Here is a 14,563-nt window from a genome sequence, read left to right on the forward strand (position 1 = left end):
GAATGTCAAGGCTATTTCAGAGAACTCTTCTCGGCATTATTTTTCTTTTTGCCATAATATTCTTTGCAATCAGCATTTTTTCTGGTTGGCACTTATATGAAAATCTCACAGAAGAATACAAATCAAAAGGAACAGCCATAGCAAGCAGCATAGCTTCATCATCGGTTGAGACAATTCTTAATCTTGACTCTGCCACTGTTCAGGCAATGATAGATCAGTATCTTGACATTGAGGGAGTATCCTATGTTTTCGTTATAGATTCTTCTGGCGAGATAATATCGTACACCTTTGTGCCCTCTATTCCTTCAGAGATAGTTGAGCTTTCGAAATCTCACAGAGGGGGGATTCGAGATGTAAGAATTGAAGGTATGGGAGAGTTTCTTGATGTAGTAGCGCCAATAACAGAGGGTGCTATAGGATTTGTGCATGTTGGTATGAACAAAAATATTATTGACAGAAAAATGTGGACGGTTATTGGAAAACAACTTGGTTTGCTTCTGTTTATTTTTCTCTTTAGCGTGGTGCTTGCCTATTTTATGGTTAATAGGATATCGCAGCCTCTCAATGAACTTACGGAGTATGCAAAAAAGCTTCTCAAGCATGACTTCAGCGCAAAAGTAGATATAAAGTCAACCGATGAAATTGGTCTGCTTGCTAACACTATGCAGTCAATGGCAGATAACATAAATGAGATATTTGACAGATACGAGTATGCTCTTAAAGATGCGGTGGTAGAGCTTCAGGATACTCTTGCCTATCTTACAACTATTATTGATAATATGGCAGATGGTTTGATAGTTGTTGACAGAGATGGAGTAATAAATCACATAAATCCTGCAGCTTCAGATATGTTTGGATTGGCTGAGCACGAAATGATAGGTAAAAATATTGAAATTTTAGGAAAAAAACTGGTTGAACTGGTCAACAACTCTCTAAAAACAGAGGATATACTATCCACTGAAATAACACTTACAAAAAATAGGTTTGGCAAAGCTGTGGCAAAGAGTATTAAAAAGGAATACTTTTCAGAAGACTCTGAAGCAAGGGGTATCTTGGGTTCGGTCATTCTCATAAGAGATATAACTCAAGAAAAACAGGTTGACAAAGTTAAGACAGAATTTATAACCATCGTAAGTCATGAACTACGGACACCATTGACTTCCATACTTGGTTTTGTCGAAATGATTGAACGGAAATTTAAAGACACTCTCATACCTCAGATAGGTACAAAAGATACGAAAATAAATAAAGTTTTGAATAAAATCAACAGAGATTTTGACATTATTCGTTCTGAAGGTGAAAGAATAACCTCGTTAATAAATGATATTCTTGACATCTCAAAACTTGAGTCTGGTTCTGTAAAGTGGAACTTTGAAGAGATATCAATAGAGGAGGTAATATTTGATGCTTACAGAGCACTTTCTGCCCTTTTTGAACAGAAGGGTTTGCCTTTCCAGCACAGTATTCAACCTGATTTGCCTAAGATATACGCTGACAGAGAGAGGCTCATTCAAGTAATGATAAATCTTTTCTCAAACGCCCTTAAGTTTACCGAAAGGGGTTACATTGCCTGTAGGGCAGAGCTCAGGAATGGAGAGATACTTGTGAGCGTTGAAGACACGGGAGTAGGAATTCCAGAGTCCGATGTGGATAAAGTCTTTGAGAAGTTTAAACAGGTAGGGGATATAATGAGAGAAAAACCTAAAGGAACAGGGCTTGGTCTTCCTATCTCAAAGCAGATTATTGAAGCTCACGGAGGGAAAATCTGGGTTGAAAGTCAAATTGGCAGGGGTAGTATTTTTTACTTTACCGTTCCTATAAAAAGATTAGATAAAAAATAGCATTAGACCATAAGGGAAGATATGTTCTCTATGATAAACTTCTGCATTATCTCTGAAGCTTTCTTTATCTCAATTGGGCTTAAAAGCCTACGTCTGCTTTTTACAAAGTTGCTTATTGCCCTTATCTCCATTGTGGGAATATTGAAGTATTGAGCAGCTTTGGCAATTGCAAAACCTTCCATATTTTCACATACAGCATTAAATTTTCTCTCCAGAAAATTTGCTCTTTTTAGATTGCCCGTGCATGATGAGACCGTAAGAAACGTTCCTTTTTTTAGCTTTCTAAGGCTTTGAGGTATTTCCAGATTTATCTCCTCAATACTTAAAAAAAGAAAGGAATTAGGATGGTCATTGCAAGTTCTTAGAAGTCCCTCATCAGCGTTTATTTCTTTTTGAGCTACTACAATTTCTCCTATATTCAAGCCTGAATTTGGATATGCACCGGCAATACCTGAAATTAGAGCTTTTTTTATTGGTAAATTTTGAAAGGCAATGGTTGAGGAAATTGCAGCGTTTACTTTGCCGATACCTGTTATACAAAGGACAATCTCATATTTTCCCAACTTTCCTATTGTGTATAGTAGGTTTCCGATTGAATTTTCAGACTTTTTCTTTAATTCTTTTTTTATCAGTTCAGACTCTACTTTTGTGGCAAAAAAAAAGCTAACAATCCTTGAGCCTCCTTGTATTAAAGTTTTCTATATTAGCAGATTGTATTTGTTAACATCAATTTTTATCTGAGCAAGCTCTTTTTTGTCATACTGACAGAAAAGTTCTGAAAAAATAGAGTTGTTAGTCATAAGGGGGTCTAAATCGTCTGGTATAACTCCTTTTTTTACTAACACCTGCCAGTAGTATGTGCCTTTGATAGGCGAAAATTCAGTCAGATGAACTCGAACTTTTAATTTTTTGATAAATTCGATGCCTCTTCTTACTTCATCCAAACTCTGTTCTGGAAGTCCATACATTATATAGATACCTATCTCCTGAGAGGAGAAGCCAGCTTTTTTAAGATAGAACACGGCTCTCTCAATGTCATCATTTGTTACCTTACCACTACTTTCAATCTGTCTTTTAATGTCCACAGTTTCGAGGCTGAGCCTAAGTGTTTTAAATCCTGTCTGTCGCATAAGCAGTGCAAGTTCTTCGTCGATAAATCTTGCGTGAAGTCCATTGGGTGTGTGAAAACGTATGGATAATCTTTCCTTTATTAGCTCTCTTAGAATTGGTTTAATATGTATATCAGCATTGAAAAGAAGAGCATCGTCATAGAATGCAAAGTCTCTTACGCCGAGTTTATAGAGTCCTTTAATCTCTTCTATTACCTCTTCTTTATGCCTTTGCTTGAAAGTCTGGTTGAGAAGAGAGGATGCGCAGTAATAACAGCGGAAAGGACATCCTGTTGAAGTCAACAGTGGTGCATAAGGCATATCTTTATAGAAACCCATCTGCCACCAGTAAAAGCGTTTATCCCTCTGTTCTTTAAGGTTTATTCCAAATTTTTCAATAATCCCTTTAATTCTATCGTCAATCTCTCCTGTATATATGTAGTCGGCATCAATATTTCTTTCAGCATGTTCTTTGTAGAGGGTTGCATATATACCTCCGACAATGATAGGCGTATCCTTAAAAATATCTCTTAATATATTGATGCAATGTTTTATTCCGTGCCACCAGTATGACATGATGGAAGTAATGAGTATTAAGTCAACTTTGCCAATTTTTTTTAGGAGTTCAGTAAAGAGGTTTTCTGATATGCCGTATCTTTTGTATTTCCTTGGAATTGCCTTAAGTTTCTCAGGCTTTTCAACGGTAGTTGTTTCGTATTTTCCAGTGCCGTATTTTTTTGGATTGAAAGAATTACTGCAGTCAATTAGAATTAGATTAAAATTAAATCTACTGAAAAACTCTGCCACTTTAAGTAGTCCAAGGGGTCTTGCCCAGAAGTTATAAGCTGCGAAGTCGTATATCCAAGGGTTTACAAGAAGAAATCTAAAACTCATCCAATTTTTCTGAAGACTACTATAAATCCAGTGTGAGCAACCATTCTAAGCGAAGGCCTAAGGCTCAGTCCTTCTTTTTCCCAATTTCTTTCAAGGAGTTCAAATATTCCAATCTTGTAAAGGGTTTTACTGTAATGCTTCTCAACTTCTTCCATAAGACTATAAATCTGTAAGACTGTTGTCAGATAACAGCCAAGAATTCCTCCTTGTTTAAGATTTTTTACTACTCCATCAAGAAATAGCCATGGTTCTGTTAAGTCTAAAATTGCCCTGTCAAAGTCTGTATCATCGATACCGGCAGAGATATCTCTGTTTTGTAATGACAGAGACTCTAACATTTGGGGCGGTATAAAACTCTCTATGTTTTCTTTTGCTCTCTTGTAGAAGTCCTCTCTCTTTTCGTAGGAAATAATCTTTCCATAGGGATATACAGCTCTGAGTAGATGCATAGTTAATGCACCGGAACCTGTGCCTGCTTCAAATACTTTTGCTCCGGGAAATATGTCAAGAAGCGTAATTATTCTTGAAATGTCTTTTGGATATATTATCTGAGCGCCTCTTTGCATTTTTAAAATATACTCTTCAAGGGTTGGCCGGAAAACTATGAGTTTTTCTCCCATTGAAGAAGTGACCGTAGAGCCGTCGGGCTTGCCAATTATATCATTGAGTTTTATATTGCCTTTATGGAAAGAAAAGACTGCGTCTTTTTTTAATTTAAGGAGATATTTTCTACCTTTTGTATCAATAAGAAGGGCAAATTCATTTTCACTGAATAATGACACTTAACCTCCAATAAAAAAGCGGGCGACGGGATTCGAACCCGCGACCTTCAGCTTGGGAAGCTGACACTCTCCCGCTGAGTTACGCCCGCAATTTTATTTTTTATATCATTCAGATAAAAAATAAGTCAACCTTTGCGGCTGCTTTCTGATATAATTAATTTTAAGAACAAGGAGGAGACCTTTAATGAAAAGGAAGTTGGCCATCTTTTTTTATTTTTTAATTATCTTACCCGTTTTAGTTCATGCTGAACCTCGATATTCAATCTCCCTTGAAAATTCCCCTTTCATAGGAAGCGAAAAAGCACCTGTTACAATTATCGAATTCATAGACTATCAGTGACCCCATTGCGTTGAGGTCGGTCCGACCATTGAGGGCTTGGTGAAGGAGCTTGAAGGTAAGGTGAAATTAGTTGTCAAATTTTTTCCGTATCGCTACAGAGACCATGCGAGAATCGCCGCCGAGGCTGCTGTGGAAGCCTGGAGACAGGGCAAGTTTGCAGAAATGCATGAATTACTAATTAAAAAGTCACCAAAACTTGACAGAGAATCTCTCATAGCCTATGCAAAAGAGTTAAATCTCAATGTGGAAAAGTTTATAAAAGCAATAGACAATATGGAAGGAGCGGATATTATTGAGAGAGACTTGAAGCTGGCTAAAGAATTAGACCTTTACGTAACACCTGCTTTTTTTATAAACGGAATTAAAGTGCTTGGCGTAAGAGATGCCGATTATTTCAAAAATATTATTTTCAGGGAGCTTGAAAATGCAAAGCAGAGGTAGTATAAGAGTCTTTTTAATTGCCTCTCTTGTATTTGCCTGTTTTTTATGCTTAAATGCATATGCTTCAGAGAGAAAGAAGAGTATTGAACCTCTTCCACAACCACCTTCACCGAAATACAATACCACTACGCCTGAAAAAGTTGAGCTTGGCAAAAAGCTCTTCTTTGACAGACGTCTTTCAGGAGACGGAACAACAAGTTGTGCCAGCTGTCATGACCCTGAGAAAACCTTCACCGATGCCTCCGAGATATCTCTGAGCTATCCAACCACAAGAAACTTTAGAAACGCTCCTACTCTCATAAACATAGCCTATGCAAAGAGCTTTTTCTGGGACGGTAGAGCCAAAACACTCGAACAGCAGGCTGAATTTCCCATAATGTCTCCTTTTGAAATGAATCAAAATCTTGATTTCGTTGAGGAAGAGATAAGAATAGTGCCTGAATACAGAGAGGCTTTTCGTAGAGTATTCGGACAAGAAGTGAATATAAAGTTAATAGCAAAAGCACTGGCCGCTTTTCAAAGAACTCTCGTATCTCAGAATGCTCCCATAGACAGATATCTGAGAGGCGACAAGAATGCTCTATCTGATGAAGCAAAGAAAGGACTTGAGATATTCACAGGAAAGGGTAAATGTATAAAATGTCATCACGGTGCCTATTTAAGTGACCAAAAGTTTCATGCCCTCATGGTTCCTGAAAATCCAAAATATGCAAACGAAGAAAAGTTCATCGTTACCAGAAGATATGTAGCCAAGATAAATAAATATCCTGACTATATGAACATAAAGGAAGACCTCGGTAGATACTTTAAAACCAAGAAAAAAGCTGACTATAAAGCCTTTAAAACTCCCACTTTAAGAGAGGTTGCTAAAACTGCTCCATATATGCACAATGGCATATTTAAAAATTTAGATGAAGTAATAGAGTTTTTCAACAAAGGGGGAGGAGAGGGCAATAGAGAATTAAAACCTCTTGGTCTTAATGACGAAGAGAAGAGAGTTTTAAAGATATTCTTGACAGAAGCTTTAAGTGGTGACGATTTGAAAATTAAGCCACCTGAAATTCCATAAAATGAGGAGGTATCATGACTTTTGACGAAATAATAAAGGAAAAGCCTCATCTACAAAGCCCTCTTGAGTTATACAGTAAAATAAGAACTTTTACCGAATGGTGCAAACACGAAAAACAACGAGTAAAGCTTGAGAGTACTACAGATTTAATCGATATTGTTCTGAGAGGTTTTTCTTCAACATTTAATATTCCTTACGAGTCTGTGTCTTTCATAAAAGAGGAGATACTAAGAGAGGGTAAAAATCCAAAAGAAGAGCCTTCAAGTCTATGGAGTCTTTCCATACAAAGCGAAGAACTCTCAAAGGAAGAGCTTAACAGGCTCCTATTCATACTCAGTAAGCCTTTTTTTGTTTTTTTAAGAAAAGAAGGTCAGCAAGCATCATTTATGGAAACGGGAAAATGTCCTGTCTGCGGCAGCGATTCATCACTTGCAATGATAACGGATAACAATGAAAGAATAATGATTTGCCCCCTATGTGAACACGGTGGAAGTTTTTATCGTATAGGCTGTCCTTACTGTTTTAACAAAGACTCAAGTAAAATGGAGATAATTCTCGATGATGAAGAAATTAGGGCTGATTACTGCTTAGAGTGCAATACCTATATAAAAACATTCAGAGAAAAAGATTACATAAAATACAGAGACCCTTTCCTCATAGACCTTATAAGTCTTCCTCTTGATATAGTCGCTCAGAAAAAGGGTTACATAAGAAGGTCACCGAACATAATAGGATTGAGGAACATAGAATAATGGCTGAAAAAAAGGTCTTTCATGAACTGCTATCTCTTCGAGAGGCAAAGAAAAGATTAATTGATAAATTTATCGAGCAAGTAGAGCTTCCCATTGCCTCTGAAGTAGTCTTTGTCAAGGATGCTCTGGATAGAATAACAGCAGAGCCTGTTTTTGCAAAATTTTCCTCGCCATACTTTCACTCTTCTGCTATGGATGGATATGCGGTAAGAGCAAAGGATACTTTTTTGGCCACAGAAAGAGAGCCTGTTAAGCTAAAAATTGGTCAGGATGCTTACTGGATTGAGACAGGAGACCCTCTTAAAGAAGGATTTGATGCAGTAATACCTGTTGAAGAGGTAAGCATAAAAGACGGCTATATAGAGATTTATTCGTCAGTGCCTCCTTACAATGATGTAAGGCCAATAGGCGAGGATATCGTGGCAACGGAGCTTATAATACCCGAAAGCCACAGGGTTCGAGCTATTGATATTGGCGCAATGCTTGCCAGTGGAATAACACATATTAAAGTCAGAAGAAAGCCTGTTGTTGGTATCATACCTACTGGTTCGGAGCTTATCAGTGCCGATGAACTGTCTCATAAACTGCCCGAGCCTCCTCAGCTAATTGAATACAACTCGGCAGTTTTAAGTGGATTTGTTAAGCAAGCAGGAGCAGAACCAAAGGTATATCCGATTGTAAAAGATAATTACGATGAAATTAAAGAAGCAGTTTTGACTGCTTTGAGAGAGTGTAATATGGTTTTACTCAATGCAGGCTCAGGGTATGGAAAAGAAGATTTTACTTATAAAGTAATGAGCGAAATAGGAGAGGTAATAATAAACGGCGTTGCCATAAAGCCAGGAAAACCATTCATTGCAGCATTTATAGATAATAAGCCAGTCTTAGGAATACCGGGATATCCAGTGTCTGCGATTATATGTTATGAATTGTTTGTAAAGCCTCTTTTAGACCTATATCTTGGCACGTCTATGGAGGAAAAAGAGGAATTAACCGCTATAATTTCAAGACAAATCTCTTCAAATATAGGAGTAGATGAGTTTGTGAGGGTTAAGGTGGGACGAGTAGGAGAAAAGTATGTTGTCACACCTATGGGACGTGGAGCGGGGCTGCTTATGTCAGTAGTTAGAGCTGATGGCTTCATGGTGATACCACAAGGTTCAGAGGGGTATTCGCAGGGAAGTGAGGTTAAGGTTAATCTATGGAGAAGTAAAAAAGAAATAGACAACACAATAGTTTGTATAGGCAGTCATGACAATACTCTTGACATAATATATAACTTTCTGCGGAAAAGATATCCCCATATAACACTTTCCTCTGCCCATGTAGGTTCTATGGCCGGTCTCATCGCCATAAAGAAAAGAGAAGCTCACGTTGCGGGAACTCATTTGCTCGATGAAGAGACAGGTCAATACAATGTTCCATTTATCAAAAAGTTAATGGCCGACAGGGAGATTTTTCTTATAAATCTGGTCTATCGAATTCAAGGATTTATAGTAAAGAAGGGAAATCCGAAAAATATAAATAGATTTGAAGACCTCACTCGTCAGGATGTTGTGTTTATCAACAGACAGGCAGGTTCAGGCACCAGACTTCTTCTTGACAAACACTTAAGGGAGCTTAATATTCCTCCTTCAGCTATAAGAGGATATGAAACGGATGAATACACTCACATGGGCGTTGCTGCCGCAGTTTTAACGGGAAGGGCAGATGTGGGTTTAGGAATTCTTTCAGCTGCTCAAGCTTTAGGGCTTGATTTCATTCCCTTAGCAGAGGAGAGGTATGACCTTGTTATTCCTGCTGAATTCATGGATTTAGAGATAATTAAAGCATTGCTTGATACGATTACTAATGATAAGGAATTTAGAGAGACCGTTTTAAAACTCGGTGGTTACGACATCAGGGACATGGGAAAGATACTATACAAAAGCTATTAACTTTCCTGTTTTTTCACTTCTTCTAAGGCTTTTTCAAGTTCTTCCTTGTCTATTCCCAGTATTCTTTTTGCACCAATGTATCTTTGCAGATAATAGGGAGCTTCTAAACTGTCAATGGTTACTTTTTTTGCCCTTGTGGATGCATGGATGAATAAATTGTCTCCAAGATATATTCCCACATGGGATGGAAATTTTGCATATGTTCTGAAAAAGACTAAATCGCCCGGTTGAAGTTCGTCTTTTGCTATGGGAACGCCCACTGTAAACTGTTCTCTTGCACTTCTCGGTAAAGTTATTCCCACCATAGAGTAAACTTTTTTAACAAAGAAAGAACAATCAAGGCCTGTAAAGTTATTTCCCCCAAATCTATATGGAAGATGTAGCATTTTTTTAGCGAAAAGGAGAAGCCTGTCTGTAAGGCTCATTTGTGATAAATCTTCTGATGCTTTAATCTCCTCTATTTCCTCAACCTTTGAGTCGATATCTAATTTTGAGGCAGCAAGGGTTGGCACTTTTTCATCCGGCCTGACTGATAAGTTTTCAGAAGACTTAGGTTGAGCTTTTACTAAGAGTTTCTGGCCATTACTCAGCTTGTTAGTGGTTAGGTTGTTCATTCTTTTTAATTCGTCAACGGTCAAGTTATATTTTTTGGCTATTCTGTAAAGATTTTCTCCCTTTTTTACAGTATGATATGTTGGCTCTGTTTCTTTATTTTTTGAGCCTGATGCTTTGACTGTTTTTTTATTATTTTTTTCGGGTATTTCTATCTTCATACCTACTTGAAGGTTGTTACTTTTCAGATTATTATTCTTTTTTATATCCTCTACGGACACATTAAACTTTTTCGCTATTCTCCATATATTGTCACCCTTCTTGACCGTATATGTATCGGCAAATACAAGACAAGGGATGATTAATATCGCAACAATTAAAAGATGAACGTAATGTTTCATACTTCACCTCCTCTAAGCAACATTGATTTTTTCAAACTGAGAAATTTCGGGCAGTTCTTTTAAGCTTGATATTCCGAAGAGCCTTAAAAATTCTCTCGTAGTTCCGTAAAGAAAAGGTCTGCCCGGCACTTCCTTTTTTCCTACAATTTTTATCAGTCTCTTTTCAAGGAGACTTTTAATAGCATGGTCTGAGTTGACTCCTCTTATTTTTTCAATTTCTGCCTTAGTAATTGGCTGTTTATAAGCGATTACAGAAAGAGTTTCAATTGCTTGTTCAGAGAGCCTGTTGTTGGAATTAAATTTTTTAAATATCGTTATCCATTCTCCGTATTCAGGATTAGTTACCATCTGATAAGATTCTTCTAATTGCACTATTATTATACCAGATTTTTTATTTTTTCTCTCATCAGCGAGTTCAGATATTACTGCTTTTACCTCACTTTCTTCGATACTAAGAAGATTACTCAAAAATTTTACTGAAAGAGGTTTTTCAGATACGAACAAGAGGGCTTCTACGATTCCTCTTATCTGCTCTTTGTTGGCAAATAAATTCATCGATTGCCAATTATACACTACAAAAAGAAAAAAAATCAAACTTTTTTGTTTGAGTGAAAATTTGCTCTTAATGCATAATAGAGCATGTATCTTCGTGAATTTGACCCTTGGAAAAGCGAACTATGCACCTGTCCATCCAAATACTCACTTAACCCGTATACCGGTTGTTCTCATGGCTGTGTTTACTGTTACGCTTCATCCTATATTAAAAATTTCTTCAAATGTCGCACAAAACCTGGCCTTATTGAAAAATTGAAAAGGGAAATAAAAAGAATACACCAAGATTCTCTAATTTCTCTTAGCAACACCTCAGACCCTTATCCACCTATGGAAGCTAATCTTGGCATTACAAGACAATGTCTTGAAATCTTTGGAAAACATTATATGAGAGTGTTAATAATAACCAAAAGCAGTCTGGTTTGTAGAGATAGGGATATACTAAAAAATATAAAATCTGCTGTAACTATAACAGTAACAACCTTGAAATTTGCAGACAAACTTGAACCATTCGCTCCTCCGCCTTTGGAGCGGTTTAAGTCTTTGGAAGAACTTAGCAAAGCAGGAATTCCAACAGGTCTAAGACTTGACCCTATAATTCCCTTGCTAAATGAGGAGGAGATTGAATCAATACTGAAAATGGCAAAAGACTGCGGAATAGGCCATGTAACTTTTAGCAGTTTTAAACCAAGACTGGATAGTTGGCAGAGGTTGAAGAGAGTTTTTCCAGATTTGTCAAGAAAAATTGAACCTATGTATTTCAAAGAGGGCACAAAAAAATCTAATGCTTGGTATTTAAAAGATGAAGTGAGAAAGTCAATAATTTTAAGCGCAAGGCAGATATGCGACAGCCTTTCTCTTACTTTTTCCTCCTGCAGAGAAGGTTTCTATGAGCTAAATTCTGCTTCAAGCTGTGACGGAAGTCATTTAATCTGAATTAAAATTTCTCTCAAGAATAGGTATCCACTGATTTTTAAAGATTGAAAACTCTCCTTTTTCTATAGCGTGTCTCATATTTTCAAAAAAACGGCAGTAAAAATACAGATTATGAATCGTATTGAGCCTCATTGATAGAATTTCCCTGCACATATAAAGATGGCGTAGGAATGCTCTTGAGTAATTTCTACAGGTATAACAGTCGCATAATGGGTCTAATGGCGAGGAGTCTTCTTTAAACTCACTTCTTTTTATGCTAATCCTTCCCTCTGAAGTAAAGAGCGTGCCGTTTCTGGCATTTCTTGTGGGCATAACACAGTCAAACATATCTATGCCGTGCTCTACGGCATAGATAACATCGAGGAGGTCTCCGACTCCCATCAGATATCTTGGTTTGTCTTCAGGCATGGCTGGTGCTGTATTTTTAACGGTCTCATACATTTCTTTTTTAGGTTCTCCCACGCTGACACCACCTATTGCATAGCCATCAAAATCCATTTTGACCAGTTCCTCTAAAGCCTTCAGTCTCAGGTCAGGGTAAAAGCCGCCTTGAATTATTCCAAAAAGAGAATTTTTTCTTTTTCTTTTTTCAAAGTAGTCTCTGCATCTTTTTGCCCATTCATTGGTGAGAAGTAGAGATTTTTCCACGTACTCTCTTTCAGCCCCATAGGGAACACACTCATCAAGAACCATGAGTATGTCTGAATTGAGACTTAACTGTATTTCTATTGCTCCTTCCGGTGTTATAAAGTGAGATGAACCGTCTATGTGGGAGCGAAATTCTACACCCTCTGAGGTTATTTTTCTCAGTGATGCAAGACTGTATATCTGAAAACCACCGCTGTCTGTAAGAATTGGTTTTTGCCAGTTTATAAAGTCATGTATACCACCTAACTTTTTTATCACTTCGTGTCCTGGTCTAAGGTAAAGATGATAGGTATTTGAAAGGATTATTTCATAGCCGATTTCAGATATTTCTTCAGGAGTCATGGCTTTCACAGTTCCGTTTGTGCCTACAGGCATGAAAGCAGGCGTATGAATTAATCCTCTCGAAGTCTCAATTATCCCTGTTCTTGCGAGGCCGTCATTTTTAACCACTTTAAATTTCATTTAGATATTTTATCAGTTTCGGCTATGAGTTTTTAATTTTCCGATAGCAGATTTTTTGGCAATTGACACCTCTATATGAAAATTTATAAAATTAACTAATCCCTGGGGGAGGTCCTTGTAGGACCTGAGAGTTCCCGTTGAGGGAAGACCCCTTGAACCTGATCCGGATAATACCGGCGTAGGGAACGGGAGAGACTGAAAAAATCTCAGCCTCTATCCTCAGGGATAGAGGCTTTTTGTTTTGGAGGGACTATGAGGGTTAAGGTCAATGGCACTGAGATGGAGATAAAGGCAGAAACATTGATGGAACTACTTGAGGAACTCTCTATAAATCCGCAGAGAGTTGCTGTTGAAGTAAACCTTGAGATTGTAAGAAAAGACAGATTTAGTGAATATAAAATCAAAGAAGGCGATTCAATAGAAATCGTCAATTTTGTTGGAGGAGGATAAAATGAATGACCCATTAATAATCAGAGGCATTGAGTTTAAGTCAAGGCTTTGGGTTGGAACAGGTAAATATAGAGATTTTGAAGAGACTGCAAGAGCAATTGAAGCCTCTGGAGCAGATGTGGTTACTGTGGCAGTAAGAAGGGTAAACATTATTGACCGGACAAAGGAGAATCTCCTTGACTACATTGACCCTAAGAAATATAAAATTCTTCCCAATACTGCAGGATGTTACACCGTTGAAGATGCCCTTCGTTATGCAAGGCTCGCAAGAGAAGCAGGTGTTTCAGACATGATAAAGCTTGAAGTAATCGGCGATGAAAAAACTCTTTTCCCCGACGTATGCGGACTTCTTAAAGCAACGGAGATTTTAGCAAAAGAGGGATTTATAGTATTTCCCTACACAAATGATGACCCAATCACAGCAAAGAGACTTGTAGATGCTGGAGCTGCGGCAGTAATGCCTCTGGGAGCACCCATTGGCTCGGGTCTTGGAATAAGAAATCCCTACAACATAAAGATAATTCTTGAAACAGTAAACATTCCTGTTATTGTGGACGCAGGAGTGGGCACAGCATCAGATGTTTCAATTGCCATGGAGCTCGGATGCGATGCAGTGCTTGTTAATACAGCAATTGCAGGCGCAAAAGACCCAATTATGATGGCCGAGGCATTAAAGCATGCCTGTATTGCAGGAAGACTTGCCTACAGGGCGGGAAGAATCCCTAAAAAACTTTATGCCTCTGCAAGTTCGCCTATTGAGGGAATGTTAACATGAACTTTAAGCTTTATCTTATTGGAAACAGTAAGCTTTTCTCCGATGAAGAATCCTTCACTATGGCAGTTGATAGGGCACTTAAGGCTGGAGTTAAAGCGTTTCAACTAAGAGAGAAGGACTTAACAGCAAAGCAGTATTACGGTCTTGCAAAAAAAATGAGAGAGATTACAAAGAGAAACGATGCTTTGCTTTTTATAAACGATAGGATTGACATAGCATTAGCTGTTGATGCAGACGGAGTTCATCTTCCTCAGAGTGGTTTTCCAGCCCATGTGGTAAGAAAGGTCTGGAAAGAAAGGTTTCTCATTGGCGTATCAACGCATTCTATTGATGAGGCAAGAGAGGCATCAGAGTGGGCTGATTTTATCACCTTTAGTCCAATTTTCTATACAGCTTCTAAGGCTCAGTATGGAGAACCACAGGGAGTTGAAAGTTTAAGGGAAGTTAAACAATCGGTTAAATGTAAGGTTTTTGCGCTCGGAGGTATCAACTTGGACAATGTGCATGATGTAATACCATACTGTGACGGTGTTGCTATGATAAGTGGAATACTTGCCCAGAAGGATATTGAGGGAACTGTGAAGAGATTTAGCGAAATCTTAGGGGGTATTTGAAAGATAAA

The 14,563-nt window shown here is 37.8% G+C and carries 15 protein-coding genes, 1 tRNA gene, 1 pseudogene and 1 riboswitch; of the genes and pseudogenes, 10 read left to right on the forward strand and 7 right to left on the reverse strand.

Annotated features, from left to right (window positions below):
- The first annotated feature begins 2 nt into the window (after positions 1-2).
- Positions 3-1,841, forward strand: a complete 1,839-nt coding sequence (locus tag ACZ430_RS09420; protein WP_464910580.1) for an ATP-binding protein — start codon at positions 3-5, stop codon at positions 1,839-1,841.
- A 2-nt stretch (positions 1,842-1,843) separates the two neighbouring features.
- Here the strand turns inward: ACZ430_RS09420 and ACZ430_RS09425 are convergent, their stop codons facing one another.
- The 4 genes from ACZ430_RS09425 to ACZ430_RS09440 all read right to left on the reverse strand — a co-directional run bounded on the left by ACZ430_RS09425 (position 1,844) and on the right by ACZ430_RS09440 (position 4,715).
- On the reverse strand, positions 1,844-2,530 hold the full coding sequence (locus ACZ430_RS09425) for a phosphorylase family protein (RefSeq protein ID WP_366934793.1): 687 nt from the start codon (positions 2,528-2,530) through the stop codon (positions 1,844-1,846).
- Positions 2,531-2,539: 9 nt separating this feature from the next.
- Entirely contained in the window at positions 2,540-3,844 is a 1,305-nt protein-coding gene (locus tag ACZ430_RS09430) for a B12-binding domain-containing radical SAM protein (RefSeq protein WP_297210319.1), read from the reverse strand.
- Complete coding sequence (locus ACZ430_RS09435) at positions 3,841-4,626, reverse strand: tRNA (adenine-N1)-methyltransferase (protein ID WP_297210321.1); 786 nt, start codon at positions 4,624-4,626, stop codon at positions 3,841-3,843. The genes ACZ430_RS09430 and ACZ430_RS09435 overlap by 4 nt, the downstream gene beginning before the upstream one ends.
- A gap of 17 nt (positions 4,627-4,643) precedes the next feature.
- A tRNA-Gly gene (locus ACZ430_RS09440) sits at positions 4,644-4,715 on the reverse strand.
- Between the two features lie 95 nt (positions 4,716-4,810).
- Between ACZ430_RS09440 and ACZ430_RS09445 the strand changes: the two genes are divergently transcribed.
- The 5 genes and pseudogenes from ACZ430_RS09445 (at position 4,811) to ACZ430_RS09465 (ending at position 9,165) form a co-directional block, all read left to right on the forward strand.
- Positions 4,811-4,966 carry a hypothetical protein gene (locus ACZ430_RS09445; RefSeq protein ID WP_297210323.1) on the forward strand — a complete coding sequence of 52 codons (156 nt, stop codon included), beginning with the start codon at positions 4,811-4,813 and terminating at the stop codon, positions 4,964-4,966.
- A 12-nt stretch (positions 4,967-4,978) separates the two neighbouring features.
- Positions 4,979-5,407: pseudogene (locus ACZ430_RS09450) on the forward strand (DsbA family protein); the annotation flags it as partial.
- The gene (locus tag ACZ430_RS09455) at positions 5,391-6,476 is read left to right on the forward strand and encodes a cytochrome c peroxidase (RefSeq protein ID WP_297210326.1); all 1,086 of its coding nucleotides are present in this window, start codon (positions 5,391-5,393) and stop codon (positions 6,474-6,476) included. The pseudogene ACZ430_RS09450 and the gene ACZ430_RS09455, both read left to right, overlap by 17 nt.
- A 14-nt stretch (positions 6,477-6,490) precedes the next feature.
- Positions 6,491-7,228: a formate dehydrogenase accessory protein FdhE domain-containing protein gene (locus ACZ430_RS09460; protein ID WP_297210330.1), complete on the forward strand. Its 738-nt coding sequence runs from the start codon at positions 6,491-6,493 to the stop codon at positions 7,226-7,228.
- Entirely contained in the window at positions 7,228-9,165 is a 1,938-nt protein-coding gene (locus ACZ430_RS09465) for a molybdopterin biosynthesis protein (protein ID WP_297210333.1), read from the forward strand. Before ACZ430_RS09460 ends, ACZ430_RS09465 begins: the two co-directional genes overlap by 1 nt.
- On the opposite strand, the gene ACZ430_RS09470 is transcribed toward ACZ430_RS09465, so the two are convergent.
- Together ACZ430_RS09470 and scpB are read right to left on the reverse strand one after the other, a co-directional pair.
- Positions 9,162-10,118: a C40 family peptidase gene (locus tag ACZ430_RS09470; protein WP_297210336.1), complete on the reverse strand. Its 957-nt coding sequence runs from the start codon at positions 10,116-10,118 to the stop codon at positions 9,162-9,164. The genes ACZ430_RS09465 and ACZ430_RS09470 overlap by 4 nt on opposite strands.
- Before the next feature lie 12 nt (positions 10,119-10,130).
- Positions 10,131-10,673 (reverse strand): SMC-Scp complex subunit ScpB, encoded by a 543-nt coding sequence (gene scpB / locus ACZ430_RS09475; RefSeq protein WP_297210338.1) that lies wholly within the window; start codon positions 10,671-10,673, stop codon positions 10,131-10,133.
- An 84-nt stretch (positions 10,674-10,757) separates the two neighbouring features.
- Here scpB and ACZ430_RS09480 point away from each other — a divergent pair, with 84 nt between their 5' ends.
- Positions 10,758-11,606: an SPL family radical SAM protein gene (locus ACZ430_RS09480; RefSeq protein WP_297210341.1), complete on the forward strand. Its 849-nt coding sequence runs from the start codon at positions 10,758-10,760 to the stop codon at positions 11,604-11,606.
- Here ACZ430_RS09480 and tgt read toward each other — a convergent pair.
- Entirely contained in the window at positions 11,598-12,716 is a 1,119-nt protein-coding gene (tgt, locus tag ACZ430_RS09485; RefSeq protein ID WP_297210343.1) for a tRNA guanosine(34) transglycosylase Tgt, read from the reverse strand. The genes ACZ430_RS09480 and tgt overlap by 9 nt on opposite strands.
- 94 nt (positions 12,717-12,810) lie before the next feature.
- Positions 12,811-12,918, forward strand: a riboswitch (TPP riboswitch).
- A gap of 50 nt (positions 12,919-12,968) precedes the next feature.
- Here tgt and thiS point away from each other — a divergent pair.
- From thiS to thiE, 3 genes are read left to right on the forward strand one after another with little or no spacing between them, the layout of a single operon-like run.
- Positions 12,969-13,166: a sulfur carrier protein ThiS gene (gene thiS, locus ACZ430_RS09490; protein WP_297210346.1), complete on the forward strand. Its 198-nt coding sequence runs from the start codon at positions 12,969-12,971 to the stop codon at positions 13,164-13,166.
- Position 13,167: 1 nt separating this feature from the next.
- The gene (locus ACZ430_RS09495) at positions 13,168-13,941 is read left to right on the forward strand and encodes a thiazole synthase (RefSeq protein ID WP_297210349.1); all 774 of its coding nucleotides are present in this window, start codon (positions 13,168-13,170) and stop codon (positions 13,939-13,941) included.
- On the forward strand, positions 13,938-14,555 hold the full coding sequence (gene thiE / locus ACZ430_RS09500) for a thiamine phosphate synthase (protein WP_297210351.1): 618 nt from the start codon (positions 13,938-13,940) through the stop codon (positions 14,553-14,555). The genes ACZ430_RS09495 and thiE overlap by 4 nt, the downstream gene beginning before the upstream one ends.
- The last annotated feature ends 8 nt before the right edge of the window (positions 14,556-14,563 follow it).

The organism is Thermodesulfovibrio sp. TK500a (assembly GCF_055381765.1).

Coding starts and splice junctions, on each gene's coding strand:
- ACZ430_RS09430 (WP_297210319.1), bottom strand. CDS start 3,844: ATGAGTTTTAGATTTCTTCTTGTAAACCCTTGGATATACGACTTCGCA.
- ACZ430_RS09480 (WP_297210341.1), top strand. CDS start 10,758: ATGTATCTTCGTGAATTTGACCCTTGGAAAAGCGAACTATGCACCTGT.
- ACZ430_RS09445 (WP_297210323.1), top strand. CDS start 4,811: ATGAAAAGGAAGTTGGCCATCTTTTTTTATTTTTTAATTATCTTACCC.
- ACZ430_RS09420 (WP_464910580.1), top strand. CDS start 3: ATGTCAAGGCTATTTCAGAGAACTCTTCTCGGCATTATTTTTCTTTTT.
- thiE (WP_297210351.1), top strand. CDS start 13,938: ATGAACTTTAAGCTTTATCTTATTGGAAACAGTAAGCTTTTCTCCGAT.
- scpB (WP_297210338.1), bottom strand. CDS start 10,673: ATGAATTTATTTGCCAACAAAGAGCAGATAAGAGGAATCGTAGAAGCC.
- thiS (WP_297210346.1), top strand. CDS start 12,969: ATGAGGGTTAAGGTCAATGGCACTGAGATGGAGATAAAGGCAGAAACA.
- ACZ430_RS09465 (WP_297210333.1), top strand. CDS start 7,228: ATGGCTGAAAAAAAGGTCTTTCATGAACTGCTATCTCTTCGAGAGGCA.
- ACZ430_RS09495 (WP_297210349.1), top strand. CDS start 13,168: ATGAATGACCCATTAATAATCAGAGGCATTGAGTTTAAGTCAAGGCTT.
- ACZ430_RS09455 (WP_297210326.1), top strand. CDS start 5,391: ATGCAAAGCAGAGGTAGTATAAGAGTCTTTTTAATTGCCTCTCTTGTA.
- ACZ430_RS09470 (WP_297210336.1), bottom strand. CDS start 10,118: ATGAAACATTACGTTCATCTTTTAATTGTTGCGATATTAATCATCCCT.
- ACZ430_RS09460 (WP_297210330.1), top strand. CDS start 6,491: ATGACTTTTGACGAAATAATAAAGGAAAAGCCTCATCTACAAAGCCCT.
- tgt (WP_297210343.1), bottom strand. CDS start 12,716: ATGAAATTTAAAGTGGTTAAAAATGACGGCCTCGCAAGAACAGGGATA.